General features: G+C 65.5%; 30 protein-coding genes. 23 read left to right on the top strand and 7 right to left on the bottom strand.

The genetic code is table 11. The features are described from left to right. Nucleotides 1-11 precede the first annotated feature (11 nt). Together BRA471DRAFT_RS34020 and BRA471DRAFT_RS34015 are read right to left on the bottom strand one after the other, a co-directional pair. Nucleotides 12-1,205 (bottom strand): alpha-D-ribose 1-methylphosphonate 5-triphosphate diphosphatase, encoded by a 1,194-nt coding sequence (locus tag BRA471DRAFT_RS34020; protein ID WP_007615561.1) that lies wholly within the window; start codon nt 1,203-1,205, stop codon nt 12-14. Beyond that, nucleotides 1,202-1,873: an acetyltransferase gene (locus tag BRA471DRAFT_RS34015; RefSeq protein WP_007615552.1), complete on the bottom strand. Its 672-nt coding sequence runs from the start codon at nt 1,871-1,873 to the stop codon at nt 1,202-1,204. The genes BRA471DRAFT_RS34020 and BRA471DRAFT_RS34015 overlap by 4 nt, the downstream gene beginning before the upstream one ends. Nucleotides 1,874-2,056: 183 nt before the next feature. Here BRA471DRAFT_RS34015 and phnC point away from each other — a divergent pair, with 183 nt between their 5' ends. From phnC to phnE (BRA471DRAFT_RS33995), 4 genes are all read left to right on the top strand, one after another. After that, nucleotides 2,057-2,866 (top strand): phosphonate ABC transporter ATP-binding protein, encoded by an 810-nt coding sequence (gene phnC, locus BRA471DRAFT_RS34010; RefSeq protein ID WP_007615550.1) that lies wholly within the window; start codon nt 2,057-2,059, stop codon nt 2,864-2,866. A gap of 63 nt (nt 2,867-2,929) precedes the next feature. Then, complete coding sequence (phnD, locus tag BRA471DRAFT_RS34005) at nt 2,930-3,865, top strand: phosphonate ABC transporter substrate-binding protein (protein WP_007615548.1); 936 nt, start codon at nt 2,930-2,932, stop codon at nt 3,863-3,865. 75 nt (nt 3,866-3,940) lie between these two features. After that, on the top strand, nt 3,941-4,825 hold the full coding sequence (phnE, locus tag BRA471DRAFT_RS34000) for a phosphonate ABC transporter, permease protein PhnE (RefSeq protein WP_035974504.1): 885 nt from the start codon (nt 3,941-3,943) through the stop codon (nt 4,823-4,825). Then, nucleotides 4,822-5,670, top strand: coding sequence for a phosphonate ABC transporter, permease protein PhnE (gene phnE, locus BRA471DRAFT_RS33995; protein ID WP_007615544.1), 849 nt, complete (start codon nt 4,822-4,824; stop codon nt 5,668-5,670). Before phnE (BRA471DRAFT_RS34000) ends, phnE (BRA471DRAFT_RS33995) begins: the two co-directional genes overlap by 4 nt. 161 nt (nt 5,671-5,831) lie before the next feature. On the opposite strand, the gene phnF is transcribed toward phnE (BRA471DRAFT_RS33995), so the two are convergent. Continuing rightward, nucleotides 5,832-6,563 (bottom strand): phosphonate metabolism transcriptional regulator PhnF, encoded by a 732-nt coding sequence (gene phnF, locus BRA471DRAFT_RS33990; RefSeq protein ID WP_007615543.1) that lies wholly within the window; start codon nt 6,561-6,563, stop codon nt 5,832-5,834. 119 nt (nt 6,564-6,682) lie between these two features. Between phnF and phnG the strand changes: the two genes are divergently transcribed. Genes phnG through BRA471DRAFT_RS33945 form a run of 9 tightly spaced genes read left to right on the top strand, consistent with a single transcriptional unit; the run spans nt 6,683 to nt 13,688 of the window. Next, the gene (gene phnG, locus BRA471DRAFT_RS33985; RefSeq protein WP_007615541.1) at nt 6,683-7,147 is read left to right on the top strand and encodes a phosphonate C-P lyase system protein PhnG; all 465 of its coding nucleotides are present in this window, start codon (nt 6,683-6,685) and stop codon (nt 7,145-7,147) included. Between the two features lie 4 nt (nt 7,148-7,151). Continuing rightward, nucleotides 7,152-7,760 (top strand): phosphonate C-P lyase system protein PhnH, encoded by a 609-nt coding sequence (phnH, locus tag BRA471DRAFT_RS33980; protein ID WP_007615538.1) that lies wholly within the window; start codon nt 7,152-7,154, stop codon nt 7,758-7,760. A gap of 2 nt (nt 7,761-7,762) precedes the next feature. Then, nucleotides 7,763-8,878 (top strand): carbon-phosphorus lyase complex subunit PhnI, encoded by a 1,116-nt coding sequence (locus tag BRA471DRAFT_RS33975; protein WP_007615535.1) that lies wholly within the window; start codon nt 7,763-7,765, stop codon nt 8,876-8,878. Then, complete coding sequence (locus BRA471DRAFT_RS33970; RefSeq protein WP_007615533.1) at nt 8,875-9,771, top strand: alpha-D-ribose 1-methylphosphonate 5-phosphate C-P-lyase PhnJ; 897 nt, start codon at nt 8,875-8,877, stop codon at nt 9,769-9,771. The genes BRA471DRAFT_RS33975 and BRA471DRAFT_RS33970 overlap by 4 nt, the downstream gene beginning before the upstream one ends. Continuing rightward, nucleotides 9,764-10,561 (top strand): phosphonate C-P lyase system protein PhnK, encoded by a 798-nt coding sequence (gene phnK, locus BRA471DRAFT_RS33965; protein WP_007615531.1) that lies wholly within the window; start codon nt 9,764-9,766, stop codon nt 10,559-10,561. The genes BRA471DRAFT_RS33970 and phnK overlap by 8 nt, the downstream gene beginning before the upstream one ends. A 38-nt stretch (nt 10,562-10,599) precedes the next feature. Beyond that, the gene (gene phnL / locus BRA471DRAFT_RS33960; RefSeq protein WP_007615529.1) at nt 10,600-11,295 is read left to right on the top strand and encodes a phosphonate C-P lyase system protein PhnL; all 696 of its coding nucleotides are present in this window, start codon (nt 10,600-10,602) and stop codon (nt 11,293-11,295) included. 11 nt (nt 11,296-11,306) lie between these two features. Beyond that, nucleotides 11,307-12,461, top strand: a complete 1,155-nt coding sequence (locus BRA471DRAFT_RS33955) for an alpha-D-ribose 1-methylphosphonate 5-triphosphate diphosphatase (RefSeq protein WP_007615527.1) — start codon at nt 11,307-11,309, stop codon at nt 12,459-12,461. After that, entirely contained in the window at nt 12,458-13,054 is a 597-nt protein-coding gene (phnN, locus tag BRA471DRAFT_RS33950; RefSeq protein ID WP_007615526.1) for a phosphonate metabolism protein/1,5-bisphosphokinase (PRPP-forming) PhnN, read from the top strand. Before BRA471DRAFT_RS33955 ends, phnN begins: the two co-directional genes overlap by 4 nt. A gap of 22 nt (nt 13,055-13,076) precedes the next feature. Continuing rightward, nucleotides 13,077-13,688, top strand: a complete 612-nt coding sequence (locus BRA471DRAFT_RS33945; protein WP_007615524.1) for a pyridoxamine 5'-phosphate oxidase family protein — start codon at nt 13,077-13,079, stop codon at nt 13,686-13,688. 271 nt (nt 13,689-13,959) lie between these two features. Here the strand turns inward: BRA471DRAFT_RS33945 and BRA471DRAFT_RS33940 are convergent, their stop codons facing one another. The 3 genes from BRA471DRAFT_RS33940 to BRA471DRAFT_RS33930 form a co-directional block, all read right to left on the bottom strand. Further along, the gene (locus tag BRA471DRAFT_RS33940) at nt 13,960-14,742 is read right to left on the bottom strand and encodes an alpha/beta fold hydrolase (RefSeq protein ID WP_007615522.1); all 783 of its coding nucleotides are present in this window, start codon (nt 14,740-14,742) and stop codon (nt 13,960-13,962) included. 4 nt (nt 14,743-14,746) lie between these two features. Next, on the bottom strand, nt 14,747-16,042 hold the full coding sequence (locus BRA471DRAFT_RS33935) for an O-acetylhomoserine aminocarboxypropyltransferase (RefSeq protein WP_007615521.1): 1,296 nt from the start codon (nt 16,040-16,042) through the stop codon (nt 14,747-14,749). Between the two features lie 246 nt (nt 16,043-16,288). Further along, complete coding sequence (locus BRA471DRAFT_RS33930; RefSeq protein ID WP_007615519.1) at nt 16,289-17,098, bottom strand: IclR family transcriptional regulator; 810 nt, start codon at nt 17,096-17,098, stop codon at nt 16,289-16,291. Nucleotides 17,099-17,229: 131 nt separating this feature from the next. On the opposite strand from BRA471DRAFT_RS33930, the gene BRA471DRAFT_RS33925 reads away from it, so the two are divergent. From BRA471DRAFT_RS33925 to BRA471DRAFT_RS33900, 6 genes are read left to right on the top strand one after another with little or no spacing between them, the layout of a single operon-like run. After that, complete coding sequence (locus BRA471DRAFT_RS33925) at nt 17,230-18,195, top strand: tripartite tricarboxylate transporter substrate binding protein (RefSeq protein ID WP_007615516.1); 966 nt, start codon at nt 17,230-17,232, stop codon at nt 18,193-18,195. 3 nt (nt 18,196-18,198) lie between these two features. Beyond that, nucleotides 18,199-18,816, top strand: coding sequence for a flavin reductase family protein (locus BRA471DRAFT_RS33920; protein ID WP_007615514.1), 618 nt, complete (start codon nt 18,199-18,201; stop codon nt 18,814-18,816). 43 nt (nt 18,817-18,859) lie between these two features. Continuing rightward, nucleotides 18,860-19,720 carry a fumarylacetoacetate hydrolase family protein gene (locus BRA471DRAFT_RS33915; RefSeq protein ID WP_007615512.1) on the top strand — a complete coding sequence of 287 codons (861 nt, stop codon included), beginning with the start codon at nt 18,860-18,862 and terminating at the stop codon, nt 19,718-19,720. Between the two features lie 3 nt (nt 19,721-19,723). Continuing rightward, nucleotides 19,724-20,527, top strand: a complete 804-nt coding sequence (hpaH, locus tag BRA471DRAFT_RS33910) for a 2-oxo-hept-4-ene-1,7-dioate hydratase (RefSeq protein ID WP_007615511.1) — start codon at nt 19,724-19,726, stop codon at nt 20,525-20,527. 25 nt (nt 20,528-20,552) lie between these two features. Then, nucleotides 20,553-20,945 carry a RidA family protein gene (locus BRA471DRAFT_RS33905; RefSeq protein ID WP_007615509.1) on the top strand — a complete coding sequence of 131 codons (393 nt, stop codon included), beginning with the start codon at nt 20,553-20,555 and terminating at the stop codon, nt 20,943-20,945. A gap of 12 nt (nt 20,946-20,957) precedes the next feature. Then, nucleotides 20,958-21,833 (top strand): amidohydrolase, encoded by an 876-nt coding sequence (locus BRA471DRAFT_RS33900; protein WP_007615507.1) that lies wholly within the window; start codon nt 20,958-20,960, stop codon nt 21,831-21,833. A 174-nt stretch (nt 21,834-22,007) separates the two neighbouring features. On the opposite strand, the gene BRA471DRAFT_RS33895 is transcribed toward BRA471DRAFT_RS33900, so the two are convergent. Then, the gene (locus BRA471DRAFT_RS33895) at nt 22,008-23,003 is read right to left on the bottom strand and encodes an LLM class flavin-dependent oxidoreductase (RefSeq protein WP_007615505.1); all 996 of its coding nucleotides are present in this window, start codon (nt 23,001-23,003) and stop codon (nt 22,008-22,010) included. A 234-nt stretch (nt 23,004-23,237) separates the two neighbouring features. On the opposite strand from BRA471DRAFT_RS33895, the gene BRA471DRAFT_RS33890 reads away from it, so the two are divergent. From BRA471DRAFT_RS33890 to BRA471DRAFT_RS33870, 4 genes are all read left to right on the top strand, one after another. Beyond that, nucleotides 23,238-23,660, top strand: a complete 423-nt coding sequence (locus BRA471DRAFT_RS33890; RefSeq protein ID WP_007615504.1) for an MgtC/SapB family protein — start codon at nt 23,238-23,240, stop codon at nt 23,658-23,660. Nucleotides 23,661-23,796: 136 nt separating this feature from the next. Further along, nucleotides 23,797-24,300: a hypothetical protein gene (locus BRA471DRAFT_RS33885; protein WP_007615503.1), complete on the top strand. Its 504-nt coding sequence runs from the start codon at nt 23,797-23,799 to the stop codon at nt 24,298-24,300. An 11-nt stretch (nt 24,301-24,311) separates the two neighbouring features. After that, nucleotides 24,312-24,941, top strand: a complete 630-nt coding sequence (locus BRA471DRAFT_RS33880) for a ferric reductase-like transmembrane domain-containing protein (RefSeq protein ID WP_007615502.1) — start codon at nt 24,312-24,314, stop codon at nt 24,939-24,941. Between the two features lie 189 nt (nt 24,942-25,130). Beyond that, a complete protein-coding gene (locus tag BRA471DRAFT_RS33870) occupies nt 25,131-25,607 on the top strand; it encodes a Crp/Fnr family transcriptional regulator (RefSeq protein ID WP_007615501.1) in 477 nt (158 codons plus the stop codon). The last annotated feature ends 172 nt before the right edge of the window (nt 25,608-25,779 follow it).

Here is a 25,779-nt window from a genome sequence, read left to right as displayed (position 1 = left end):
GCATAGCGGGTTTATGCCGCGACGACAGCTTCGCGCGGGGTAGCTGCCATGCCAAGCAACCGTGTCGCGTCGGTGAGATGTACGAGCTTGCCGCCTGATATCACGGCGATCAACCGCGGCCGCAGCGGCACGCTGTCGTCGACCAGCAGAATGTCCGCGCGTCGGCCTTCCGCGAGCACGCCGCGATCTGCAAGACCGGTCGCGCGCGCGGGCGCGGCGGAGACCAGGTTCCAGGCCTCGGTCAGCGGCAGCACGCCATCGGCGGCGAGGCGGAACGCAGCGAGCAGCTGCGCGGGATAGTAGTAGTCCGAGGCCAGCACCGAGCAGAGCCCTTTGGCGATCATGTCGGATGCCTTTGTCCAGCCGGTGTGGCTGCCGCCGCGCACGACATTCGGCGCGCCGTAAACGATGGCGTCACCATGGCTTGCCGCCGCCCGCGCCGTCTCCTCGTTAATCGGAAACTCCGCGATCGCCACGCCCATGGCGCGAAAGCCCTGACGCATCGAAGGCGTCGCATCGTCATGCGAGAGCATCCGCACCCCGGCGGCGCGGGCCGCCGCCGCCAGCCGTGACACGGAAGCCGGGACCTCGCTGGCGCGCGAAAGCACGTGTTCAACCAGCCGGTCGAAATCATCGCCCGACAGGCCGGTACGCTCCACCATGCGGTTGCGCTTGCGGGGCTTGGCCATGTCCCCCACCGTTCCGTCCATGTGGTCGTTGAAGGCGAACAGGTCGACGCGGCCCTCGCTGAGCCATTGGCTGATCTCGGTTTCGGCGTCGAGATTGTAGGTCTCGTGGCGCAGGTGAAAGCGGGTGTCGGCGGCGAATTGCGGACGCTGCCGTTCGATCGCCTCCATCAGGCCGCGCGCATTGTCGGCGCTACGCAGGCCAGGCTCCCACGAACAGGTCGTAGCGTGAAACACCGTAGTGATGCCGTTGCTGATCGCCTGACGGTCGCTGTCAGCGAGCGCCACGTCGATCGGGAAGTCGACCCCGGCGCGCGGCATCATCTGTCGCTCGAAGGCATCGCCATGCAGATCGACGATGCCAGGCAGCACCAGCAGCTCGCGCGCGTCGATCGCAAGCCGCGCCCGGCCGCGCGACGCATCGACCTCGGTGATGTCCTGGCCGGACAGGGCAAGAGAGGTTTCGACCAGCTCGGAGCCGATCAGGGTCCGGCCGCCCTCAAGGAAAATGTCTGTCACGCGACCGCGCTTGATTTGCTGCCAAGAGAATTGTTGAGAGAACGTCCTCGTGCTTCATATGTCGCGAGGAAATCTTCAATCCCGAGCTTGCGGAAATCGGGCAGTGCTGCACGCAACTTGTCGTGATCCCAATCCCACCAGGCGAGGCTGGCGAGTCGCCCGGCGATGTCTTCCGAAAAGCGGCGGCGCACGATGCGCGCCGGATTGCCGGCAACGATGGTGTAGGCCGGCACGTCCTTGGTGACGATGGCGCCGGCCGCGACCACCGCGCCGGTGCCGATGTTGCGGCCCGGCAGCACGACCGCGCCATGGCCGATCCAGACGTCATGGCCGATATGGACGTGATGCTGGCGCCGCCAGTCGAAGAATTCCGTGTCGTCGCTTTCGCCTTCGAAATAGGCGCTCGAACGATAGGTGAAGTGCGCCTGCGTGGCGCGATGCATCGGGTGATTGCCCGGATTGATCCGCGTCATCGCCGCGATCGAGCAGAATTTTCCGATGGTGGTGTAGGTGATCTGGGCGTCGTTCACGACGTAGGAGTAATCGCCCATCGTCACTTCGTGCAGGATCGTGCGCGCGCCGACCTCGGTATAGGCCCCAAGCCTGGCGTCGTGCAGCTTCGCCGAGGGATCGGCAGTCGGCTGGACCGAAAGAGCTTTGGCGGCCATGTTGCATCCGAACGAGAGGGCGGGCGTTCCTCTTCGAGCGGCTTGATGACAATGTCATGACGACGCGATGACAGGGCAAGAACAGTGGATGACGTGTGTAGGATCGCCGCACCGCAACGTCCGTGTCACACAAGTGTCAAGCGCCGGCGTTAGCGGTGGGTCCCAGCTACTCTGGAGCCCTGCATGCTGGTGGTTGAAGGTCTGACGTGTCGCTTCGGCGTGAAAGCCGCGGTGGACGATGCCTCGTTTCAAGTCTCTCCCGGCGGCTTCGTCGGCGTGATCGGACGGTCCGGCGCCGGCAAGTCGACCCTGCTGCGGACCATCAACCGTCTTGCGACCCCTTCGCAGGGCCGCATCCTGTTCGACGGCCTCGACGTTACCGCGCTGCGCGGCAAGGAGCTGCGGCAGTGGCGGGCGCGCTCGGCGATGATCTTTCAGCAGTTCAATCTGGTCGGCCGGCTCGATGTTCTCACGAACGTCCTGATGGGACGGCTTGCGACGATGCCGGCCTGGCGCTCGCTGTCGCAGACCTGGCCCGAGCAGGACAAGGCGCTGGCGATGTCCGCGCTCGAGCAGTTCGATATCGCCCCGCTCGCGGCCCAGCGCGCCGACCAGCTCTCCGGCGGCCAGCAGCAGCGCGTGGCGATCGCCCGCGCGCTGGTGCAGCAGCCCGACATCATCCTCGCCGACGAGCCGATCGCCTCGCTAGATCCCCGCAACACCAAGATCGTGATGGATGCGCTGCTGCGCATCAACAAGCACTTCGGCATCACCGTGCTCTGCAATCTGCATTCGCTCGACCTGGCGCGCGGCTATTGCGACCGCCTGATCGGCATGGCGCAGGGGCGTGTGGTGTTCGACGGCGCGCCGGCCGAGTTGACCGAGCACGTTGCGCGCGAGCTCTACGATCTCGAAGCCGCCGATGTCATGGGCGGTGCACCTGTGCCGGCGCCCGAGGGCATCCCGGCGCTTGGAACGGCCGCGGCCGCCTGAGTGGCGCCGCATCAGGACTCACCAGTTTTGCGTCAACCGACCTCAACCCATGAAGAGGCTATCATGATTACTCGCAGACTCATTCTTGCCGGCGCCGCTGCGCTCGCGTTCACGGCTTCGGCCTCCGCCGAGGACTGGAAGGCCAAATATCCCGAGCTGACCTTCGCGGTCGTCCCGGCCGAAAACGCCTCCGGGGTCACCGAGCGCTGGGCGCCGTTCGTGAGCTATCTCTCCAAGGAGCTCGGCGTGAAGGTCACGCTGCGGATCGCCAACGACTACGCCGCGGTGATCGAAGGCCAGCGCGCCGGCAACATCCACATCGCCAGCTACGGCTCGGCGTCGTTCGCCCGCGCCCGCCTGACCGGCGTCAAGACCGACGCCTTCGCCAACGATATCAACGCGGACGGCTCGACCGGCTACTACTCGGTGTTCTTCGTCAAGGCGAACAGTCCCTACAAGAGCGTCGATCAGCTCAAGGGCAAGAACCTCGGCCTGGTCGACCCGAATTCGACCTCCGGCAACAACGTGCCGCGCTTCGAGCTCGACAAGATGGGCATCGCGGACGCCGACAGCTATTTCGGCAAGGTCGTTTTCACCGGCAGCCACGAGAACGCGATCCTGGCGCTGGCACAGGGCACGGTCGACGTTGCCGCCAACCAGTGGACCAGCGACGACGATTCCACGCTGGCGCAGATGCTGACCAAGCACATGCTGAAGAACGCCGACGGCTCGGCGATGAAGAAGGACGATTTCCGCATCATCCACAAGTCGGCGCCGATCATCAACGGCCCCTATGCCTACAATTCCGATCTGCCGGAAGACGCCAAAGCTGCGATCGCAAAGGCGTTCTTCGATGCGCCGGCCAAGGACAAGGCCGCCTTCGACCGTCTCTCCGACGGCCAGAAGAAGGGCTTTCACCCCGCCACCACCAAGGATTGGGATGGCACGATCGAACTGATCAAGTTCGTCGATGCGCTGCGTAAGAAGAAGGCGTCCTGATCTCGGGGCGATTTCACTGGAGCCGGGTCGATGGACCCGGCTCTTTCTCTTTTGATCGACCACTTCCCTGATAAGATGACAGTCGCGGTTTCCATCCTCCCCGAGCAGCAGCTGGCCGTGCTCAATGCCGCCTATGGCCGGGCGGTCGCGCGAAAGCGGTTGCGCCTTCTGCTCGGTGCCGCGCTGTTTGCTGCAGCGCTGGTTCTCGCCGCGATCGGCGCGGAAGTGAACCTGCGTACGCTCTTCACGTATTTCGGCAACTTCCTCAGCTATTTCGACCGCATCCTCACGCTCGACAGCGGACAGCGGGTCTGGACCGATGTCGGCGAATGGCTCTGGGGCTGGCGCAAATGGCTGAAGATGCTGGGCGAGACCCTGCTGATCTCCTATGTCGGCACGCTGATCGGCGCGACTTTTGCATTCTGCCTGAATTTCCTCGCGGCTGAAAACACCTCGCCCGCGCCCTGGCTGCGCTTCGTGGTGCGGCGCCTGCTCGAATTCGCCCGCACGGTGCCCGGCATCGTGTTTGCGCTGATCTTCGTGATCGCCTTCGGACTCGGACCGATGGCGGGCGTGCTGGCCATTGCGATTCACTCCACCGGCGCGCTCGGAAAGCAGTTCTCCGAGATCGTCGAGAACGCGGACATGAAGCCGGTCGAAGGCATCCGCTCGACCGGCGCGAGCTGGCTCGCTTGCATGCGCTTCGCTATCCTGCCGCAGGTCACCGCGGGTTATGCCAGCTACGCGCTGCTGCGCTTCGAGATCAATGTCCGCGAGGCCTCCGTGATGGGCTTCGTCGGCGCCGGCGGCATCGGCCAGGAGCTCGTCGTCGCCATCCGCAAGTTCTATTACTCGGACGTCAGCGCCATCCTGCTCACCATCATCGTCACGGTCTTCATCATCGACATCAGCACTGGCTGGCTGCGCGGCCGGCTGTTCGGCAAGGAGGCGCGGTCGTGACGGCACCGCAGCAGATCGATACCGTGGCGCTTCGCGCGCGCTATCCGGACGTGTTCCACCGCCCCGCCTCGGCGCGGGTTGCCGTCCCCGCGATGATCGTCGCGGCGTTCGCCATCTTCATCTACGGCCTCGTCGATCTCGATTTTTCGCCGTCGCGCTTCATCAACGGGCTCAATCAGCTCGGCTGGATCAGTCTGCTGATGATCCCGCCGGATCCCGGCTCGTCGCTGCCGATCTATCTGAAGGCGCTCGGCGAGACGCTCTCGATCGCGCTGCTCGGCACGACGCTGGCTGCGGTGTTCGCGCTGCCGGTCAGTCTTCTTGCCGCGCGTAACGTGGTGCCGTCGAAAATCTTGCGCTTTCCGGTGCGACGTTTCCTGGATTCGATCCGCGGCGTCGACACGCTGATCTGGGCGCTGGTGTGGATCAACGTGGTCGGGCTCGGCCCGTTTGCCGGCGTGCTCGCCATTGCCGTGTCGGATTTCGGCGCCTTCGGAAAGCTGTTCTCGGAGGCAATCGAGGGCGCCGACCAGAAGCAGGTCGAGGGCATCCGCGCCTCCGGCGGCAGCGCGCTGCACGAGATTCGGTTCGGTCTGCTGCCGCAGGTCTTGCCCGTGATCGCGGGGCAGGTGCTCTATTTCATCGAGTCGAACACGCGCTCGGCCACCATCATCGGCATCGTCGGCGCCGGCGGCATCGGCCTGCAACTCGCCGAGCAGATCCGCGTGCTGGAATGGCAGAAGGTGTCGTTCCTGATCCTGATGATCCTGGTCGCGGTCGCCGCGATCGATTTCGTCTCGGGAAAACTGCGCTTCGCCATCATCGGCCGAAGGGCAGTCGCGTAGGTCTTCTTCCCTTCTCCCCTTGTGGGAGAAGGTGGCGCGAAGCGCCGGATGAGGGGTCTGCATCCTCACATTCAGATCGGTGGGTGCGGAGACATACCCCTCACCCGTCTCGCCGCTAATGCGGCGAGCCACCCTCTCCCACAAGGGGAGAGGGCCGCAGCTCACCCGTTCTCCACCAGAAACTCCACCCGCTCCGCGGCAAAGCGCGAATGCTTGGTGACCAGCGGCTTGCCGTCGAGATCGTGGTCGGTGGCGTCGACCACCAGGATCGGCCGTCCCAGCGCCAGATCGAGCCGTGCGGCGTCGGTGGCGTCCACGATGCCGGCGGTGATCCGGGTCGCGCCCCGGCGATAGTCGCGGACGCCGTAATGCTCGAGCAATTTCGTCATCGAGCGGGTCGCGGCAAAGACGTCGCCCGCACCCGGGAACAGCTGCGCCGACAGCCACGTCGTGGAGACGCAAATCGGCGTGCGGTCGGCGAGGCGCATCGCCTCGATCCGCACCAGTGGTGCGCCGGCCTTCAATCCAAGTTCCCGCGCGAGTTCGCGGGTCGCGACATCATCGGACGCCTCGATCAAGCGGCCATGCGGTTCGCGGCCGTCCGCGCCGACGATCTCGGAGAAACGGGTCCGCGAGCGCAGTGGATAAGCGAGCTTCTGCGCCTCGACATAGGTTCCGCTGCCGCGTTCGGCCCGCACGAGGCCGCGCTCGGCAAGCGCGGCCAGCGCGCGGCGCACCGTGTGGCGGTTGACGCGATAGGTTTCGGCGATCTCCACCTCGCCCGGCAGCTTGTCGCCGGCCGCAAAGCGGCCATCGGCGATGCCGCGCTCGATGCCGTCGGCAACGAGGCGCCACAACGCGACGCCGGAGGAGGCTGTGTCCTGCATGCTCATGTGGCCGGGAAGCTACTCCAGAAATCACGCCTTTGTCACGAAACAGTCATGGCGCTCCGCTATCAAGTTGTCTAGTATCATAGACAACTTGGATTCGGCAAGGTGTTGAGAAAAGTTCGGTGGATCTGGTGACCCAGCACAACAATCAGCAAGCCCAGCGCAAGGCCGCAATGGCCGTGCTGGCGAACGCGGAGGTGGGCGAGATCGCCGCTCGCCTCCGCGCTCTCGCTTTGCCGGCGCATCAGGATCTGCGCGCGCCGGAAAACGGCCTCGTCATGCTGCGCGGCCGGGTCGGCGGCGACGGCGCGCCGTTCAACCTCGGCGAAGCCACGGTGTCGCGGGCCGCGGTGCGGCTTGCCAGCGGCGAGGTCGGCTTCGGCTACACGCTCGGTCGCGACGGTGAGAAGGCGCGGCTGATCGCGCTGTGCGACGCGCTGGTGCAGTCCAGCGATTTCGGCGACGCGGTGGAGCGGGACATCATCGCGCCGTTGCGTGAGCAGCTTATGGTCAGGCGCAAGCAGGCGGCGGCCGAGACCGCCGCGACGAAGGTTGATTTCTACACCATGGTGCGCGGTGAGGGGTGAGATCATGACCACGATTGCGGAACTGCCGCCGGGGTTCGCCGACAAGGTGCTGTCGGCGCAATCGACCTTTCGTTCGGTCATGGACGCGATGGCGCGGCCGGGCTCGGTCCAGCGCATCGTGCCGACATCAGGAGCGCCTCACACGATGATGCGCGGCACGGCCGCGATCGCGCTGACGCTGTTCGATCACGACACGCCGCTCTGGCTCGATGCGCGCATGCATGAGAGTTCCGACGTCGTGAAATGGCTGAAATTCCATACCGGCGCGCCGGTGGTACAGGATTCCTCGATCGCGAGCTTCGCGCTGATCAGCGACGGCGGGGCGCTGCCTTCGCTCGACCGCTTCGCGCTGGGCACCAGCGAATATCCGGACCGGTCGACCACGTTGATCCTTCAGGTCGAGAGCCTGGTTTCGGGGCGCAGCTTCGAGTTGCGCGGTCCCGGCATCGACGGTGTCGCGACGCTCCAGGCGTCGATCAAGCCGTTTGACCTGTTCGATCGCCTGCGTATCAACGAGGCGCTGTTTCCGCGCGGCGTCGATGTGGTGCTGGTCGCCGACGATGCCGTGGTTGCGATCCCGCGCACCACGCGCGTCGTGAGCAAGGGAAGCTAACCATGTATGTCGCAGTCAAAGGCGGCGAACGCGCCATCGAGAACGCCCATCGCCTGCTCGCGAGTGCACGGCGCGGCGACCAAAGCGTTCCGGAAATTTCCCTGGACCAGATTTCGGAGCAGCTCGGCCTCGCCGTGGACCGCGTCATGAGCGAAGGCTCGCTCTATGACCGCGAACTCGCGTCGCTCGCCATCAAGCAGGCGCGCGGCGATCTGATCGAGGCGATCTTCCTGGTCCGCGCCTTCCGCGCCACGCTGCCGCGCTTCGGCGCCACCGAGCCGGTCGAGACCGGCGCGATGCGGGTGCGGCGTCGGGTGTCCTCGACCTTCAAGGACATTCCCGGCGGCCAGATCCTCGGCCCGACCTTCGATTATACGCACCGCCTGCTCGATCCCTCGCTCGCCGACGGCTTTGTGCCGGAGGCGCCGGCGACGGCCGAAGCATCGACAGCGCCCACGCCGCGCGTGACGGATATTCTCGGCCGCGACGGGTTGATCGAATCATCTCCGCAGGCCGAGGAAGGCGCCAGCGTCGGCGATCTCACCCGCGAGCCGCTGAATTTCCCGGCGGACCGCGATCTGCGTTTGCAGAACCTCGCGCGTGGCGACGAAGGGTTTCTGCTGGCGATGGGCTATTCCACCCAGCGCGGCTACGGCCGCAACCACCCCTTCGCCGGCGAGATACGCTTCGGTGAGGTCGAGGTTGAATTTTCGGCGGAAGACGTCGGCTTCGCCGTTCCGCTCGGCTCGATCGAGCTCACCGAGAGTCAGATGGTCAACCAGTTCAAGGGCTCCGCGACCGAAGCGCCGTGCTTCACCCGCGGCTATGGCCTTGCCTTCGGCCAGAGCGAACGCAAGACCATGTCGATGGCGCTGGTCGACCGCGCGTTGCGCGCGCGCGAGCTCGGCGAAGAGGCGCTGGCGCCTGCGCAAAATGAGGAATTCGTGATGTCGCATTCGGACAACGTCCAGGCGACCGGCTTCGTCGAACATCTGAAGCTGCCGCATTATGTCGACTTCCAGTCCGAGCTCGGCCTGCTGCGCAAGCTGCGCCAAGAGTTTTCTGAAGCGTTCACGGAGGCCAATGCGCCTGACACCCTGAAGGAGGCCGCGGAATGAACGCGCCCGCCTATAATTTCGCCTATCTTGACGAACAGACCAAGCGGATGATCCGTCGCGCGATCCTCAAGGCGATCGCGATCCCGGGCTATCAAGTGCCGTTCGCCAGCCGCGAGATGCCGATGCCCTATGGCTGGGGCACCGGCGGCGTCCAGGTCACCGCGGCGATCCTCGGGCCGCAGGACGTGCTGAAGGTGATCGATCAGGGCTCCGACGACACCACCAACGCGATCTCGATCCGAAAATTCTTCGCCAAGACCGCCGGCGTCGCCACGACGACCGCGACTGAAGATGCGACCGTGATCCAGACCCGTCACCGCATTCCCGAGACGTCGCTGCACGCAAATCAGGTGCTGGTCTATCAGGTGCCGATCCCGGAGCCTTTACGTTTCCTCGAACCGCGCGAGACCGAGACGCGGCGCATGCACGCGCTCGCCGAATACGGCCTGATGCATGTCAAGCTCTACGAGGACATCGCCCGCTTCGGACACATCGCGACAGCCTACGCCTATCCGGTGAAGGTCAACGCGCGCTACGTGATGGACCCGTCGCCGACGCCGAAATTCGACAATCCCAAGATGGACAATTGCCCGGCGCTGCAATTGTTCGGCGCCGGCCGCGAGAAGCGCATCTATGCGATCCCGCCCTATACGCAAGTCGTGTCGCTCGACTTCGAGGACCACCCCTTCGAGCCGTATCGCTTCAACGCGCCCTGCGCGCTGTGCGCCGCGGAAAACTCCTATCTCGACGAGATCGTCACCGACGATAAGGGCAGTCGCATGTTCGTGTGCTCCGACACCGATTATTGCGAGGGCCGCCAGGCCGCCGGCCATCACGGCAGCCTCAGCGCTGCGCCGTACAAGGAGAAGGCGCAGGAGGCATCCAATGGCTGATCAAGACATGCTCGAAAACGACGAGCCGCTGCTGGTCGCAAAATCCCTCAGCAAGTCCTACGGCCGGATCGCCGCCTGCCGCGACGTGTCCTTTGCGCTTTATCCCGGCGAGGTGCTGGCAATCGTCGGCGAATCCGGCTCGGGCAAATCGACGCTGCTGCAGCTGCTGTCGGGTCAGCTCGCGGCCAGCGGCGGCCAGGTCTCCTATCGGATGCGCGACGGTGTCGCCCGCGATCTCGCCACGCTGGGCGAGGCCGAGCGGCGCTTCCTGTTCCGCACCGATTGGGGTTTCGTCCACCAGGATCCCGCGCAGGGTCTGCGCATGGCGGTCTCGGCCGGCGCCAATGTCGGCGAGCGGCTGATGGCGGTGGGGTGGAATCACTACGGTCGCATCCGCGATACCGCGTCGGACTGGCTGACCCGCGTCGAGATCGACATCGCACGCATCGACGATGCGCCGCGGACCTATTCCGGCGGCATGCGCCAGCGGCTCCAGATCGCCCGCAACCTCGTCACCGAGCCGCGGCTGGTGTTCATGGACGAGCCGACCGGCGGCCTCGATGTTTCCGTACAGGCGCGCCTGCTCGACCTCGTGCGCAGCCTCGTCGCGGAGCTACACCTCGCGGTAATCATCGTCACCCATGATCTCGCGGTCGCGCGCCTGCTGTCGCACCGCGTGATGGTGATGAAGGGCGGCCGCGTCATCGAGACCGGGCTCACCGATCAGGTGCTCGACGATCCCCGCGAGCCCTACACTCAGCTCCTCGTCTCCTCGATTCTGCCGCCATGAGCCTTCAACGCCATGAGCCTTGCAAGAAGAGTTTTCCAATGGCCGCCATGATCGACATCGCCGACGCCAACAAGACTTTTACGATGCACCTGCAGGGCGGCATCGAATTGCCCGTCGTCAGCGGTGTGACCTTCCAGGTCAACCCGGGCGAATGCGTCGTGCTGTCGGGGCCATCAGGCGCCGGAAAATCGTCGATCCTGAAGATGATCTTCGGCAATTATCGCTGCGACTCCGGCCGCATCGGCATCCGCCATCGCGGGGCGTTGGTGGATCTTGCCACGGCCGAGCCGCGGCAGGTCCTCAACATCCGCCGCGCGACCATCGGCTATGTCAGTCAGTTCCTGCGCGCGGTGCCGCGCGTCGCGACCGTCGACGTGGTCGCCGAGCCCCTGATCGTCAACGGAGCCCGAGCTGAGGCGCAGCAGCGCGCGGGCGAGTTGTTGCATCGGCTCAATATCCCCGAGCGACTCTGGCAGCTTCCGCCCGCGACCTTCTCCGGCGGCGAGCAGCAGCGCGTCAACATCGCGCGCGGCTTCATCTCGGATCTGCCGATCCTGCTGCTCGACGAGCCCACCGCCTCGCTCGACGCCGCCAATCGCGCCGTCGTGGTCGAGCTGGTCGCCGAAAAGAAGCGCCACGGCGTCGCCATGGTCGCCATTGTCCATGACGACGAAATCCGTCATCAGATTGCCGACCGCATCGTCGACGTCACCAGCTTCGCCGCCGCGGCCTGAAGGAAATGGACATGAACGCCAAGAAGGACATCGTGATCGCCAACGCCAGGATCGTGCTGGCGGAACGGGTGATCGAGCAAGGCTGGCTCGCTCTTGCCGATGGACGCATCGCCGAGATCGGCGAGGGCAGGGCGCCTGCGGGAGCTGAGGATGCTGGCCGCGATTTGATCATGCCCGGCCTGATCGAGCTCCACACCGATCACCTCGAGGCGCATTACGTGCCGCGGCCAAAAGTGTTCTGGAATCCGGTCGCCGCCGTCGTCTCCTATGACGGCCAGCTCGCGACATCGGGCATCACCACGGTGTTCGACTCGCTCCGGGTCTGGCGCGAGGATGGTGCCGAGGAAGTAGATGGACGCGCCGGCGTGCTTGCCGCGGCGATCACGACCGCGCGCGATGCCAAATTGCTGCGTGCCGATCACTTCCTGCATCTGCGCTGCGAAATCCCGATGCCGAGCGTGGTCGAGGAGGCCAGGGAGCTGATCGACCGTCCCGACGTGCGATTGATGTCGCTGATGGACCACACCCCCGGCCAGCGCCAGTTCCGCGACGAAGGCAAGCTGCGCGACTATTACCGCGGCAAGGGCGGCGGCAAGACCGATGCCGAGCTCGACCAGCTGTTCGCGAAGCGCTTCGAATATCAGAAGGCCTATGCGGCGACCAACATGCGTGAGATCGTGGCGCTGGCACATCAGTACAAGATCCCGCTGGCGAGCCATGACGATACCACCGAGGAGAACGTCGTGGACGCCGTGCGCGATGGCGTTTCGGTGGCGGAATTTCCGACCACGCTGGAGGCCGCGCGCGGCCTGCACGAGGCTGGCATCGATATCCTGATGGGGGCGCCGAACGTCGTGCGTGGCGGCTCGCATTCCGGCAATATCGCCGCGGTCGATCTCGCCCGCGAGGGCCTGCTCGACATCCTGTCGTCGGACTACATCCCCTCGAGCCTTCTGATGGCTGCGCTGCATTTGCCCGAGCACGTGCCCGCCATCAGTCTTGCGGCGGCGATCCGCACCGTGACGAAGGCGCCCGCCGAGGCGGTCGGCCTGTCCGACCGGGGTGAGATCGCGGTCGGCAAGCGTGCCGATCTGATCCGCGTCCATGTTGCGGGCCACGTTCCCGCGGTCCGCAGCGTCTGGCGCGAAGGGAGCCGCGTCGCATGAGCGAGACCGTCACCGTGGCGGGAGCGCAGACGGGTGCGATCGGGCCCGGGCGGCTCGTGCTCGTGGTCGGCCCCAGCGGAGCCGGCAAGGACACGCTGCTGCGGCTGGCGCGGGCGGCGTGCATCGAGGATCAGGACATCGTCTTTCCGCGCCGGGTCGTGACGCGCGAATCCTCGGCCGACGAAGACAATATCGCGGTGAACCCTGACGAATTCCGGCGTGCGCGCGATCACGGGGATTTCGCCGTGCATTGGGAGGCGCATGGGCATTCCTACGCGCTGCCGCTCGACCTCAACGACGATATTCGTGCCGGACGCGCCGTCGTGGCCAATGTTTCGCGCACGGTGATCGGCGCGCTACGTCGGACCTATGCAAACGTTGTGGTGGTCGCGATCACTGCACCGCCGGATGTGCTGGCGCAGCGGCTCGCCGCCCGCGCCCGGGACAGTGACGGAAATATCGCGGAACGACTGACGCGCAGCGTCGACGACGCATCGGCGCAGGCCGATGTCACCATTCTCAACGCTGGCAGCGCGGAGTATCACGGCCGCCAGCTTCTACGCGTGATCAGGAATCAAGGCTGGCACGAATAGCCGGCACGACAAGGAGACTGGAATGTCGGTGATCGAAACCGTCGAGCAGCTGGAGGCTATCTACGGCGTCACCAACGACGCCTCGACTGTGAAAGTCGCCGACCACGTCACCCCGCTCTATCGCGTCTTCATCGAAAAGGCGCCGTTCGCCGCGCTTGCAACCATTGGACCTGAGGGGATCGACTGCTCGCCACGCGGCGATATCTCCGGCTTCGTCCGCATTCACGACCCGAAGACGCTGATGCTGCCGGATCGCCGCGGCAACAACCGGGTCGATTCCCTGCGCAACATCGTACGCGATCCCAGGGTGTCGCTGATGTTCTTGATCCCCGGCTCCGGCAATGCGGTCCGGGCCAATGGCCGGGCGCATCTGTCCATCGATCCCGAGCTGCTGGCCTCGTACAAGGTCGACGGCAAGGCGCCGCGCAGCGTGATGGTGATGAATGTCGACGAAATCTACTTCCAGTGCGCCCGCGCCATCGTCCGCTCCGATCTCTGGAATCCCGACAAGCGCATCGACCCCAAGACGCTGCCGACACCTGGCCAGATCCTCGCCGAGATGAGCGAGAACAAGGTCGGCGGCGCGGAGTATGATCGCGCCTGGCCCGAGCGTGCGGCCGCGACGATGTGGTGACTGGTTGTCCCCCCCTTCCCCGTCCCACCACAGGAATCGCATATCATATGAAGAAGAACGTGGTGGGCAGATTGCCTGTGGCCATCCTTCGAGACGCCCGCCTTCGGCGGGCCCTCAGGATGAGAGCGGAGGGGTGGCTGCAGTTTCAAAGTTCGCGCAACCGAGCTGAGCCTCATCCTGAGGAGACCGCTGAAAGCGGGCGTCTCGAAGGACGAGGCGCTGGCTCAGACGTCGCCAAAACGCATGATCGACGCCGGGTTCCTGAGCAGACTCAGCCCGTCAGCGCTGCCAACAATTCATCCGGGCGTTCAGCCATGATCATGTGGCCGGCGCCCGGCACCACAACTGTCTTCGCATGCGGGATCGCGGCGGCAAGTGCCTTGCCGGCCTTCACCGGCGTCATCATGTCGCGTTCGCCGAGGATGAGTGTCGTGGGCACCTTCACGCTCGCGGCTGCTTGAAGCGCATTCGCGTAAGCATTGCAGGCCGACAAATCCCGGAACAGCACGCCCGGCTCGCAGTGTTTCAACACGGCCTGCGCGCCGCCATGCATCCACAGGCCCGGCGCGAGGCTGCCGCCGAGCTCGGCGCTGAAGCCGAGGCCCCAGATCGAGACCATGTCGTTGGCATCCTGCGAATTGGCTTCGGCTGCTTTCAGCAGATCCGGGCCGACGGTCATGGTCGCCGCGGTGCCGATCAGGCTGAGCGCGGACACCTTGTCGGGGTGACGTGCGGCCGTCTCCAGCGAGATCAGCGATCCCATGGAATGGCCGATCAGATGCGCTTTCGTCGCTCCGGCCGCATCGAGCAGGGCCGCCGTCCAGTCGGCCATCTCGGCGATGCTGCCGAGCGAGGATCCGGGCGAGCGGCCGTGGCCGGGCAGATCAGGCGCCAGCACGCCAAAGCCGTGATGGGCGAACCAGCGCGTGTGCAGCGCCCAGGTCGAATGATCGAAGCCGGCACCATGGAGGAAGACGACGGCGGGCAGGGATCTGTCGAAGTCGCGGCCGCCGGTTGCGACCAACACCTCGGCGCCGTTGACGGAGAGCTTCATGGTGTCAGACCTTTTGCGAGATGCGCAGCGCCTGCGCGAGATCGTCGATGATATCGCTTGCGGTCTCGATGCCGACCGAGAGCCGCACCAGCTCCTCGCCGATGCCGGAGGCCTTGAGCTGCTCGGCGTCCATCTGCTGGTGCGTGGTCGAGGCCGGGTGGATCACCAGCGTCTTGGCGTCGCCGACATTGGCAAGATGGCTGATCATGCGCAGCGATTCGATGAACTTGCGGCCAGCAGGCCGGCCGCCCTTGATGCCGAAGGAGACAATCGAGCCGGCGCCGCGCGGCAGCAATTGTTTTGCGAGCTGGTAGTCCGCGTGGTCCTCCAGCGAGGGATGCAGCACCCAGTCCACGGCCTTGTTGGCTTTCAGCGCTTCCAGCACGAGGTTCGTGTTCTGGATGTGGCGGTCCATGCGCACGCCAAGCGTCTCCACGCCCTGTAACAGCTGGAACGCGTTGGTCGGCGATAGACAGGCACCGAAATCGCGCAGGCCTTCGGTGCGCGCGCGCATGATGAAGGCGGCGGTGCCGAATTGCTCGTCGAAGACGATGCCGTGATAGCCGCCATAGGGCTCGGTCAGCACGCCGAATTTTCCGGATGAGCGCCAGTCAAACCGGCCGCCGTCGACGATGGCGCCGCCGATCGCGATGCCGTGGCCGCCGATCCATTTGGTCGCCGAATGCATGACGATGTCGGCGCCGAGCTCGATCGGACGGCTGAGATAGGGCGTGGCAAACGTGTTGTCGATCAGCAGCGGAATCTTCGCGTCATGCGCGATCGCAGCGACCTTCGGAATATCAAGCACCTCGATCCCGGGATTGCCGATGGTCTCGCCGATCACCAGCTTGGTGTTCGGCCTGATCGCCGCGCGGAACGCGTCGAGATCGCGCGGCTTGACGAAGCTGGTGGTGATGCCGAACCGCGGCAGCGTATGCGCCAGCAAATTGATGGTGCCGCCATAGAGCGAGCTCGACGCGACGATATGGTCGCCGGCGTTCAGAAGCGTCGCGATGGCCAGATGCAGCGCGGCCATGCCGCTTGCGGTGCAGATCGCGCCGACGCCGCCCTCCAGCGCCGCGAGCCGCTCCTCGAGCACGCTCGTAGTCGGATTGGAGATGCGCGTATAGATGTGACCGGCGCGCTCGAGGTTGAACAGCGCGGCGGCGTGATCGGAATCCTGGAACACGTAGGACGTGGTCTGATAGATCGGCACGGCGCGGGCGCCGGTCGCGGGATCCGGATGCTGGCCCGCATGCAGGCTCAGGGTCTCGAAGGCGGGCGGTTTTGGCGCGGGCATGCGGGGCCTCGTTGCTCGGTCGGCGGAGGCGGCTCTTGTGCCACAAAACGGCGCGCGAAGTCAGCCCATTGACATCGCCGCATCGTCGGTGCGCTCCCTCGCCCCGTTCTTACGGGGAGAGGGTTGGGGTGAGGGGCCTCTCTCCGCACGCGAGATGGTCGAGAGACCTGTACCCCCTCACCCGGATCGCAAGAGCGATCCGACCTCTCCCCGCAAGCGGGGAGAGGTGAAGCGGCACGGTCAGCGCTATCCAGTATTCCCCCGGATCGCCTGCTCGATAATCCGCGCCTCCCGCAGCAAAATCTCCGCGACCTCCTGCTCGCGGCGCGGGCCGAGCCTGGTCCGAACGGCGGAGACGGTCATCGCGGCAGCGGGGCGGCCGTCCGGGGTCTTGATCCAGGTCGAGATCGACTTCGTGCCCTGCACGAGACCAATTTCTCTCATGCCATATCCAAGCCGCCTTGCGGCGGTGACCTGGCCCAGCACCGTTGCAGCGTCGGTCCGGTAGGCCTCCAGTCTCTTCTCATTGGCCGCGACGATTTTTCGCGCGTCCTGGGCCGGCATCGCGGCGAGGATGGCGACGCCTGCGCTGGAGACGCCGAGCGGTCGACGCGCGCCGACCTCGATCGACAGCACCTGGATCGGATAGATGCCGATCCTGCGATCGACGCACAGCGTGTCGTTGCCGGTCCGCACCGTCAGGAACAGCGTGTCGCCGATCTCGGTCGAGGCGCGTTGCAGCGACGGATTTGCCGCGATCAGCAGCCGCGAGGGCCGGGCCCGTGCCAGCGCGAGCTCCGGCACCTGGTTGCCGATCGCGTAGCGGCCGGTTTTGTCATGCCGTTCGACGATGCCTTCCTCGATCAGCACGTGGACGATGCGGTGCACGGTCGGGCGGGTGAGGCCGGTCGCCCGCACCACCTCGGCCAGCGGCACGCCGTCTTCGCGGCCTGCGGCGAGGATCCGCAGCACCGCGAGCGCGCGGCGGATCGCCTGCGCGCCCTGTCGCGGTTCGGTCATGCGGCGGGCGGATTTCGCGGAAGTCCTCTTGTCCATAATATGGACAAGAACGCCACAATTCACTCGACAGGTAAAGCGCGCATCTGGAGATTGCGCTCCGAATCGAGATGCCGTGTACGACGTCAGGCAAATCGACGTAAAATTGGAAGCGCCGCCGGGAGGTTAACATGAGATTAATCTGGATTGCCATCGCTGCCGCAGCGGCGATGTTGACGGGACCGGCGTCGGGCCAGCAATGGCCGGCGCGCAACGTCAAGCTGATCGTGCCCTATCCGGCCGGCGGCAATGTCGACAGCGCCGCGCGCATTATCGCCGACAAGCTCCAGGAAAAGCTCGGCCAGCCCTTCATCATCGAGAACAAGGCGGGTGCCGGCGGCATGATCGCGGGCGAGGCCTTCGCGAAATCCGCGCCCGACGGCTACACGCTGTTCGTCGGCGCCAACGGCCCGGTGCTGTTCGCGACCGAAATCAACAAGCGCGACGTCTACAATTGGAAGAAGGACTTCCTGCCGATCACGACGATCTCGATGACGCCGCTGGTGCTCGAGGTGCATCCGTCGGTGCAGGCGACGAATTTCAAGGAATTCATCGACCTCGCCAAGCGCGAGCCGGGCAAGCTGACGATGGCCTCGCCCGGCCCCGGCACCACCAACCATTTGCTCAGCGAGCTGATGCAGTCCAGCCTCGATCTGCAATGGGTCACCGCGCACTATCGCGGCAATGCGCCTGCGGTCAACGATCTCTTGGGCGGGCAGGTGCAGTTCGCGTTCGACCAGCTCACGGTCAGCCTGCAGCACATCAAGGCCGGCCTGTTCCGGGCGCTGGCCGTCACCAGCCCGCATCGCCTGAAGTCGCTGCCCGACGTGCCGACCTTCACTGAGCTCGGCTACAAGGACTTTGATGGCCAGACCTTCACCGGCCTGTTCGCACCGGCAGGCACGCCGGCGCCCGTGATCGACAAGCTGCACGAGGCGCTGACCGCGATCCTGAAGGACCCCGCCGTGGTCGACAAGTTCGAGAAGCTCGGCGGTGAAGCCGTCGCGATGACGCCCGACGAATTCAAGGCCTATCTCGCGCGCGAGGACGCCAAATGGATTCCGATCGTCCGCAAGGCCAACATCAAGGCGGATTGATCGATGCGGATCGACCCCACCGAGCTCGGCGCCGAGCGCATCTACCGGCTGATGACCGGCATCGTGGTGCCGCGTCCGATCGCCTGGGTGACGAGCCTGTCGCGCTCCGGCGTGCTCAACCTCGCGCCGTTCAGCGCCTTCACCTTCGTCTCGCAGAAGCCGCCGATGCTGGCCATCAGCGTCGGCCGCAAGGGCGCGGATTACAAGGACACTGCGCACAACATTCTCGACACCGAGGAATACGTCATCCACATCGCCGATACCCCGCTGATTCAGGCCGTGCACGACTCATCGGTCGAGCATCCGCCTGAGATCAGCGAGGTCGCGGAGCTTGGCCTGGAGACGATCGCGAGCGAGCGCATCAAGGTGCCGCGGCTCAGCATTGCACCCGTTGCGATGGAATGCCGCTTTCGCCAGTGCCTCGAATTCGGCGATGCCCGCAGCCGTCTCATCGTGGGCGAGGTCGTGATGTTCCACATCCGCGACGGCCTCGTGAACGACGGCAAGGTCGAAACCGCGGCGCTCGATCCGATCGCGCGCATCGGCGGGCCGCGCTACGCCCGGCTCGGCGAGATCGTGACGCTGCGCGGCGTGTTCCAGACTCCCAAATCGAAAGACTGAGCGCGCTACCCCGGGCGCGGCTCAAGACCATTGGAGAACGACCATGCGACTCGTGAGTTATCTCGTGGACGGAGAGCCGCGCTATGGTGCCGCCATCGAAGGCGGTGTCGTCGATCTGACCCGGCGGATTGGCCGCGACTTCTCCGACGTGAAGTCGCTGATCGCCGCCAACGCGCTCGCCGACGCGCAGGAAGCCGTCGCCGGACAAAAGCCGGACTACGCACTCGACGATCTCGTGCTGCTTCCGCCGGTGCTGGCGCCCGAAAAGCTCTGGTGCATCGGCGTCAACTACGCCGAGCGCAATGCCGAGTATAAAGACAGCTCGGAGCTGCCCAAATATCCCAGCCTGTTCGTCCGCAGCATGTCCTCGATGACGGGCTCCGGTCAGCCGCTGGAAAAGCCTCATGTGTCCGACCAGCTCGATTACGAAGGCGAACTCGTCATCGTGATCGGTCAGGGCGGCCGCCACATTCCGCGCGAAAAGGCATGGTCGCACATTTTCGGCATGACGCTGTGCAACGAAGGCACGATCCGCGACTGGCTGCGCCACGGCAAGTTCAACGTCACCCAGGGTAAGAATTTCGACCGTTCCGGCAGCATCGGTCCCTGGATCGTCACATCGGACGAGCTCGATCCGCGCGGGCCTCACGACATCGTCACGCGCGTCAACGGCGAGGTGCGGCAGCAGGACACCACCGAACGGCTGATGTTCCCGTTCGACTTTCTGATCTCCTATCTCTCGACCTTCGCCACCCTCAAGCCCGGCGACATGATCGTGACGGGCACGCCGACCGGGGCGGGCGCCCGCTTCGACCCGCCGCGCTGGCTGAAAGTCGGCGACGTCGTCGAGGTCGAATCCAGCCGCATCGGCGTGCTGCGCAACACCGTCGCGGCGGAGAGCTGAGCCATGCTGGATGCCGCCACGATCGAACGCCTTGCCGCGCGGCTCGACGAAGCCGAGCGCACCAAGACGCTGATCACGATGTTCACCAAAGACTATCCCGATTACAGCATCGAGGATGCCTATGCCGTTCAGCGCGCCTGGACCAGACTCCAGCTCGGTCGCGGCCGGGTCATCAAGGGCCACAAGATCGGCCTGACCTCGAAGGCGATGCAGAACGCGGTCGGCATTTCCGAGCCGGATTACGGCGTGCTGTTCGCCGACATGTTCTATGCCGACGCCACGCCCATTCCGTTCGACCGCTTCCATGCGCCGCGAATCGAGGTCGAGCTTGCCTTCGTGCTGAAGGCGCCGCTGCGCGGGCCCGGTTGCACCATCTTCGACGTGCTCAACGCCACCGACTACGTGACCCCGGCGCTGGAGATTTTGGAGACGCGCATGCACCGCGTCGATCCCGAGACTGGCAAGGCGCGAAAGGTCATGGACACGATCTCGGACAACGCGGCCAACGCCGCGCTGGTGCTCGGCGGCCGCCCGTTCCGTCCGATGGACGCGGACATGCGCTGGATCGGCGCGCTGTTGTTCCGCAACGGCGAGGTCGAGGAAACCGGCCTGGCCGCCGGCGTGCTCAATCATCCCGCCAATGGCATCGCCTGGCTCGCCAACCGCCTCGCGCCGCATGACGAGCATCTCGCCGCCGGCGAGGTGGTGCTGGCGGGATCGTTCACGCGTCCGGTCGACATCCGCCGTGGCGACACGTTTCATGCCGATTACGGCGCGTTCGGTTCGGTGTCGTGCCAGTTCGTCTGAACCAATAAGCAAGAGGGAGCGCATCATGACCGGTCACACGCGGCGCAAGAGCATCCATATCGGCAGCTTCAAGCACGCCAATCCGATTCCGAACGCCTGCCGCATCGGCAATCTCGTGATGTCGGGCGTCATCCTCGGCCGCGATGCGGCTGGCGCGATGCCCGAGAGCCTGGACGCCCAATGCGCCAACATGTTCGCGCATATGAAGGCGACGGTAGAGGCCGCCGGCGGCACAACGGACGACATCATCAAGATGACGGTGTGGCTGAAGGACCGTACGCAGCGCGGGCCCGTGAATGTCGAATGGCTCAAGATGTTTCCGCACGAGCATTCGCGCCCGGCACGCCACGCGCTGCCGATGGACAACATGGACGGCGGCGCGCTGGTGCAGTGCGACTTCACCGCCATGATCGACTAAAGGAGTTTGCGCATGCCGACCTATCTGCCGTTTGACCCGAACCCGCGCCGTCCGGTCAAGGCGCCGCCGCCCAAAACCGTCGACAGCCAGTTCCACGTGCTCGGCCCCATCGACAAATATCCGGAGCGTCCTGGCGCTGCCTATCGGATGCCGACCGCGACCTGGGAAGCGGCGCTGCGCGTGCACAAGACGCTCGGCGTCGAGCGCGGCATCATCGTGCAGACCACGACTTACGGCGCTGACCACGCCGTCGTGCTCGACGGCCTCGCCGCGATGGGGCCGAACTATCGCGGCTGCGCCAACGCGCTGGTGTTCGCGGAGGCGAACGATTCCTATCTCGCCAAACTGCACGATGCCGGCGTGCGCGGCGCGCGCTTCAGCTTCCGCCAGGAACTCGGCGCGGTGCTGTCGGATGCCGATTTCGCCCGCGCCATTGCGCGCATCCGCGAGCTCGGCTGGTACGTCAAGATCCAGCCCGAGAAGGACGGCATCGTCTCCAGCGTCGCCAAGTACGAGAATCTCGACGTGCCCGTGTTGATCGACCACATGGCGCGGCCCGATCCGGAAGCCGGCAGCAACGATCCGAACTTGCGCAAGATGCTCGAGCTGCTCGCCAAGGGCAATTTCTGGGTGATGCTGTCGCTCGGCGAGAAGACCTCGAAGCTCGGTGCTCCTTACGACGACGTCATCCCGATCGCGCGCGCCTATATCGAGGCAGCCGTCGACCGCTGCGTCTGGGCCAGCGACTGGCCGCATCCGGTCTCGGTCAAGCAGCCGCCCAACGACGCCGATCTGCTCGAGCTGATGTACCGCTACGCAGCCGATCAGGCGGAGCTGGAGAAGATTTTGGTGCACAATCCGGCCAAGCTGTTCGGCTTTCCGGATTAGGGCTCACGGCCTGCCGCGAGCGCGGTGCGCTCCCTCTCCCGCTTGCGGGAGAGGGTCGGGGTGAGGGTTCTCTCCTCTAGGGGATTGTCCCATTGCGGAAACACCCTCTCCCCAGCCCTCCCCCGCAAGCGGGGGAGGGAGCGCACCTGTCTCGCCGCAACAATTCGCGCCCACTCACCCCGCCAGCCGATCCCTGACCCCGGCTGCGATCTCGAACGAGCGCAGCCGTGCGGCGTGATCGTAGATCTGGCCCGTGGTCATCAATTCGTCCGCGCCGGTGTCGGCGATCAGCGCCTTCAGCTTCGCTTCGACCACGACAGGCGAGCCGACCGCCGAGCACGACAGCGACTGGCCGACCATGGCCTTTTCGGCCGGCGACCACAGCGCGTCCATGTCGTCGACCGGCGGCGGCAGCGGGCCGGGCGTGCCGCGGCGCAGATTGATGAACTGCTGCTGCAGCGAGGAGAACATGCGCTGCGCCTCCGCGTCGCTGTCGGCGGCGAACACGTTGACGCCGACCATCGCGTAGGGCTTGTCGAGCTGCGCCGACGGCTCGAAGCGCGCGCGATATTCCCGCAGCGCCGGCATCATCATCTGCGGCGCGAAATGCGAGGCGAACGCGAACGGCAGGCCGAGCATGCCTGCTAGCTGCGCGCCGAAGGTGCTGGAGCCCAGGATCCACAGCGGCACCTTCGTCCCCATGCCCGGCACGGCGCGGATGGTCTGGTTCGGCTGCACGTCGCCGAGCAGCGCCTGCAACTCCAGCACGTCCTGCGGGAAATTTTCCGAACTGGTGGCGAGGTCGCGCCGCAGCGCGCGTGCGGTGAACTGGTCGGTGCCCGGCGCCCGCCCGAGGCCGAGATCGATCCGCCCGGGATAGAGCGAGGCCAGCGTGCCGAACTGCTCGGCGATCACCAGCGGCGAATGGTTCGGCAGCATGATCCCGCCGGACCCGACCCGGATCGTCTTCGTCCCGCCCGCGACATGTCCGATCACCACCGACGTCGCCGCGCTCGCGATGCCCGTCATGTTGTGATGCTCGGCCAGCCAGAAGCGCGTGTAGCCCCACGCTTCCGCGTGCTGCGCGAGATCGAGCGAGTTACGGAACGCCTGCGTGGCGTCGCCGCCTTGGCGGATGGGCGCGAGGTCGAGCACGGAGAAGGGGATCATGGGCGGGTCCGGATGGCGCGTGCGATGGGAACGTAGTCTCGACATGTAGGAGCCGGCCCCGGGAATACCAGCCGAAACGATCATGGTGCTGCGCCGCCGGCGCCATTACGCGGAGGCGAAGCCATTGCCCCGCCGACGCATGCGGCATATCCGCCTGCACTGAAACCTAGGGCCCACTGCGGCGTTGCCGGCCGGTTTGATCCATGGCGACGATTTTCATTTCGGGGGCTTTCTTTGGACAGATTCAACATCGGCGTTCATGTCATTGCGCTGGCTGCGGCCTTCGCGCTCGCCGCTCCCATTGGTTGGGACCGCGAGAAGCGGGCGCGAAGCGCGGGCTTGCGCACCTTTCCGCTGGTCGCAATGGCAAGCTGCGGCTTCGTGCAGGCCAGCGAAAGCCTGCTGGTGCATTCGCCTGACGGGATGGCAAAGGTGATCGAGGGCCTCATCACCGGCATCGGCTTCATCGGCGGAGGCGCTATCCTCAAGCAGGGGACTTCGGTGCAGGGCACCGCGACGGCCGCGAGCCTCTGGGCCACCGGCGCCATCGGAGTTTCCGTCGGGCTCGGCGCTTACGATGTCGCGGTGACGGTCGCCGTATTCACGTTCCTGACGCTTCGCTTGTTGACGCTGGTCAAGGAAGACGAAGATCACTGATGCAGATGCGGGCGGCCTGCGCCCCCGTTCACAACACCGTCATTGCGACCCGTTGCGTCCCTCGGCCCAACTGGGCGTCTGGCCCCTGTTGTTGTACACTCGCCGAGCCATTGGACGCTCGCCAGGAGGAACCGACATGACCACGGTCGTACTCAATCGCCGGAGCCTCCTCGCCGCGGGCGGCTCGATCCTCGCAACCGGGCTCTTGGCAACCGGCGTTCCCGGCCTGCTGTTGCCTGCCCGCGCGGACGGCCTCGCGCCGACCGAGACGATGTCGGGCGGGGCGAACAACTACCGCAAGGGCGCGGCGATCGTGGAGCGGATCGGCAAGGGCGGTTTCTGGATGAGCGGCACCGTGCGCCGCGCCGGCGACGGGGCTTCGCTCGCAGGCCAGCGCATCCAGATCTGGGCGCACACCACCGAAGGCCAGGAGCACGAGCCGCAGAGTCATGGCGCCACGCTCACCGACAAGGACGGCAAGTTCCGGCTCGAGATGCCGCAGATCATTCCGATCTTCGGCCAGCCGCACGGCCATCTCGCCTATGACAGCGGCGACTTCAAAACCGTGTTCCTCCGGCCGGTGATGCGGAGCGCCAAGGAAACCAGCCTCGAAGCGCACTTCGTCCTGCAGCCGGCCTGACCGCATTGGAGATGAAAGGGCGGCGATCGGCCCGGGCGCCGCTGATCTGGGTCGGCCTTGCCTTGGCCATTGGCGTGCCGATCGCGCTCGCTGCCGGAAGCGAGCAGCTCGCATGGCGCGGCCCGGTCTACATCCTCGCCGGCTTCGCCGGGATCATCGCGCTCGGTCTCGTGCTCGTTCAGCCCCTGCTGATCGGCGGACATCTGCCGGGTCTGTCGGCCTATCGCGGCCGGCGCGCCCATCACTGGATCGGCGGCGCGCTTGCCCTGGCGGTGGTGATCCACGTCGCCGGCCTCTGGATCACCAGCCCGCCCGACATGATCGACGCCCTGACCTATACATCGCCGACGCCGTTCTCCCCCTTCGGCGTGACCGCCATGTGGGCCATCTTCACGGTCGCGCTTCTGGCGCTGCTACGCCGGCGATTGGGACTGCGGCTGCGCACCTGGCGCATCGTCCATATTCCCCTCGCGGTCGTCATCGTCGCCGGCAGCGTCGCCCATTGCCTGCTGATCGAGGGGACGATGGAGACGATCTCGAAGGCGACGCTTTGCGCAGCCGTGCTTGCGGCGACCGTCAAGGTGATGGTTGACCTCTGGAGAACGAGAACGTTGCGCGGCGAGCGTGTTGCTGGGCAATGACATGGCCACGTCCGGGTTCGTAGCCCGGATGGAGCGCAGCGCAATCCGGGACGACCGCATCCACGGCCGCCGGCCCCGGATTACGCTGCGCTCCCTCCGGGCTACGCCGCCTTTCACACGCGTTGAGCATCGTCAACGCCAAGGTGTGCTCTGCTTGCTGCTGATGGCGCCGAGGCTTATCCTCGCGCGATGGCTGTCAGCGCCCCCGACCTGAAGGCGTTCCTGCTCGCCACACCGTTCTTCGGCGGTATTCCGGATCAAAGTCTCGACCTCCTGATGTCGATGCTGGTCGAGTGCCGCTTTGATGCCGGAGCAACCGTCGTGACGGAGGGCGAACCCGGACGCTCGCTGTTCATCGTCAAATCCGGCCGGCTGGCGGTGAGCAAGCGGGCGAATGCGGGGAGCGTCATCCAGATTTCCGTTCTGCAGCCCGGCGATTTCTTCGGCGAGATGACGCTGATTGAAATGCAGAATCGTTCTGCCACGGTGATCGCGGAAAGTCCGACCGTGCTCTACGAGCTGACCGCCCAAAAGCTCTACGCCTGTTACAAGGCCGATATCCACGCCTACGTAATCGTCCTGCAGAACATCAATCGCGAGCTATGCCGACGGCTTCGCCGCAGCGACGATCGCTTTGCGGGGCATCAGATGGGTGACGACAAGTGATCAAGTGATAATGCGTAGGATGGGTAGAGCCCTTGCGAAACCCATCACCTTTCGTCACCGCACGAGGCCTCGATGGGTATCGCTTCGCTCTACCCATCCTACGTGCTACAATGACTGTGGCCGAGCGTGACGGCCATTGGCGGTGGCCATCCGCATCGACGACACGAGCGAC

Origin of the sequence: Bradyrhizobium sp. WSM471, assembly GCF_000244915.1 — a bacterium.
In the GTDB taxonomy this organism is placed as follows: Bacteria; Pseudomonadota; Alphaproteobacteria; order Rhizobiales; family Xanthobacteraceae; genus Bradyrhizobium.
This window is presented reverse-complemented; position numbering and strand designations above follow the sequence as displayed.

Bases quoted from the DNA above. Each gene is read 5' to 3' on its own strand.
- BRA471DRAFT_RS34015 (WP_007615552.1), bottom strand. From the start codon at position 1,873: ATGGCCGCCAAAGCTCTTTCGGTCCAGCCGACTGCCGATCCCTCGGCG.
- phnC (WP_007615550.1), top strand. From the start codon at position 2,057: ATGCTGGTGGTTGAAGGTCTGACGTGTCGCTTCGGCGTGAAAGCCGCG.
- phnD (WP_007615548.1), top strand. From the start codon at position 2,930: ATGATTACTCGCAGACTCATTCTTGCCGGCGCCGCTGCGCTCGCGTTC.
- phnE (WP_035974504.1), top strand. From the start codon at position 3,941: ATGACAGTCGCGGTTTCCATCCTCCCCGAGCAGCAGCTGGCCGTGCTC.
- phnF (WP_007615543.1), bottom strand. From the start codon at position 6,563: ATGAGCATGCAGGACACAGCCTCCTCCGGCGTCGCGTTGTGGCGCCTC.
- phnH (WP_007615538.1), top strand. From the start codon at position 7,152: ATGACCACGATTGCGGAACTGCCGCCGGGGTTCGCCGACAAGGTGCTG.
- BRA471DRAFT_RS33975 (WP_007615535.1), top strand. From the start codon at position 7,763: ATGTATGTCGCAGTCAAAGGCGGCGAACGCGCCATCGAGAACGCCCAT.
- BRA471DRAFT_RS33970 (WP_007615533.1), top strand. From the start codon at position 8,875: ATGAACGCGCCCGCCTATAATTTCGCCTATCTTGACGAACAGACCAAG.
- phnK (WP_007615531.1), top strand. From the start codon at position 9,764: ATGGCTGATCAAGACATGCTCGAAAACGACGAGCCGCTGCTGGTCGCA.
- phnL (WP_007615529.1), top strand. From the start codon at position 10,600: ATGGCCGCCATGATCGACATCGCCGACGCCAACAAGACTTTTACGATG.
- BRA471DRAFT_RS33955 (WP_007615527.1), top strand. From the start codon at position 11,307: ATGAACGCCAAGAAGGACATCGTGATCGCCAACGCCAGGATCGTGCTG.
- phnN (WP_007615526.1), top strand. From the start codon at position 12,458: ATGAGCGAGACCGTCACCGTGGCGGGAGCGCAGACGGGTGCGATCGGG.
- BRA471DRAFT_RS33945 (WP_007615524.1), top strand. From the start codon at position 13,077: ATGTCGGTGATCGAAACCGTCGAGCAGCTGGAGGCTATCTACGGCGTC.
- BRA471DRAFT_RS33940 (WP_007615522.1), bottom strand. From the start codon at position 14,742: ATGAAGCTCTCCGTCAACGGCGCCGAGGTGTTGGTCGCAACCGGCGGC.
- BRA471DRAFT_RS33935 (WP_007615521.1), bottom strand. From the start codon at position 16,042: ATGCCCGCGCCAAAACCGCCCGCCTTCGAGACCCTGAGCCTGCATGCG.
- BRA471DRAFT_RS33930 (WP_007615519.1), bottom strand. From the start codon at position 17,098: ATGGACAAGAGGACTTCCGCGAAATCCGCCCGCCGCATGACCGAACCG.
- BRA471DRAFT_RS33925 (WP_007615516.1), top strand. From the start codon at position 17,230: ATGAGATTAATCTGGATTGCCATCGCTGCCGCAGCGGCGATGTTGACG.
- BRA471DRAFT_RS33920 (WP_007615514.1), top strand. From the start codon at position 18,199: ATGCGGATCGACCCCACCGAGCTCGGCGCCGAGCGCATCTACCGGCTG.
- BRA471DRAFT_RS33915 (WP_007615512.1), top strand. From the start codon at position 18,860: ATGCGACTCGTGAGTTATCTCGTGGACGGAGAGCCGCGCTATGGTGCC.
- hpaH (WP_007615511.1), top strand. From the start codon at position 19,724: ATGCTGGATGCCGCCACGATCGAACGCCTTGCCGCGCGGCTCGACGAA.
- BRA471DRAFT_RS33905 (WP_007615509.1), top strand. From the start codon at position 20,553: ATGACCGGTCACACGCGGCGCAAGAGCATCCATATCGGCAGCTTCAAG.
- BRA471DRAFT_RS33900 (WP_007615507.1), top strand. From the start codon at position 20,958: ATGCCGACCTATCTGCCGTTTGACCCGAACCCGCGCCGTCCGGTCAAG.
- BRA471DRAFT_RS33895 (WP_007615505.1), bottom strand. From the start codon at position 23,003: ATGATCCCCTTCTCCGTGCTCGACCTCGCGCCCATCCGCCAAGGCGGC.
- BRA471DRAFT_RS33885 (WP_007615503.1), top strand. From the start codon at position 23,797: ATGACCACGGTCGTACTCAATCGCCGGAGCCTCCTCGCCGCGGGCGGC.
- BRA471DRAFT_RS33880 (WP_007615502.1), top strand. From the start codon at position 24,312: ATGAAAGGGCGGCGATCGGCCCGGGCGCCGCTGATCTGGGTCGGCCTT.
- BRA471DRAFT_RS33870 (WP_007615501.1), top strand. From the start codon at position 25,131: ATGGCTGTCAGCGCCCCCGACCTGAAGGCGTTCCTGCTCGCCACACCG.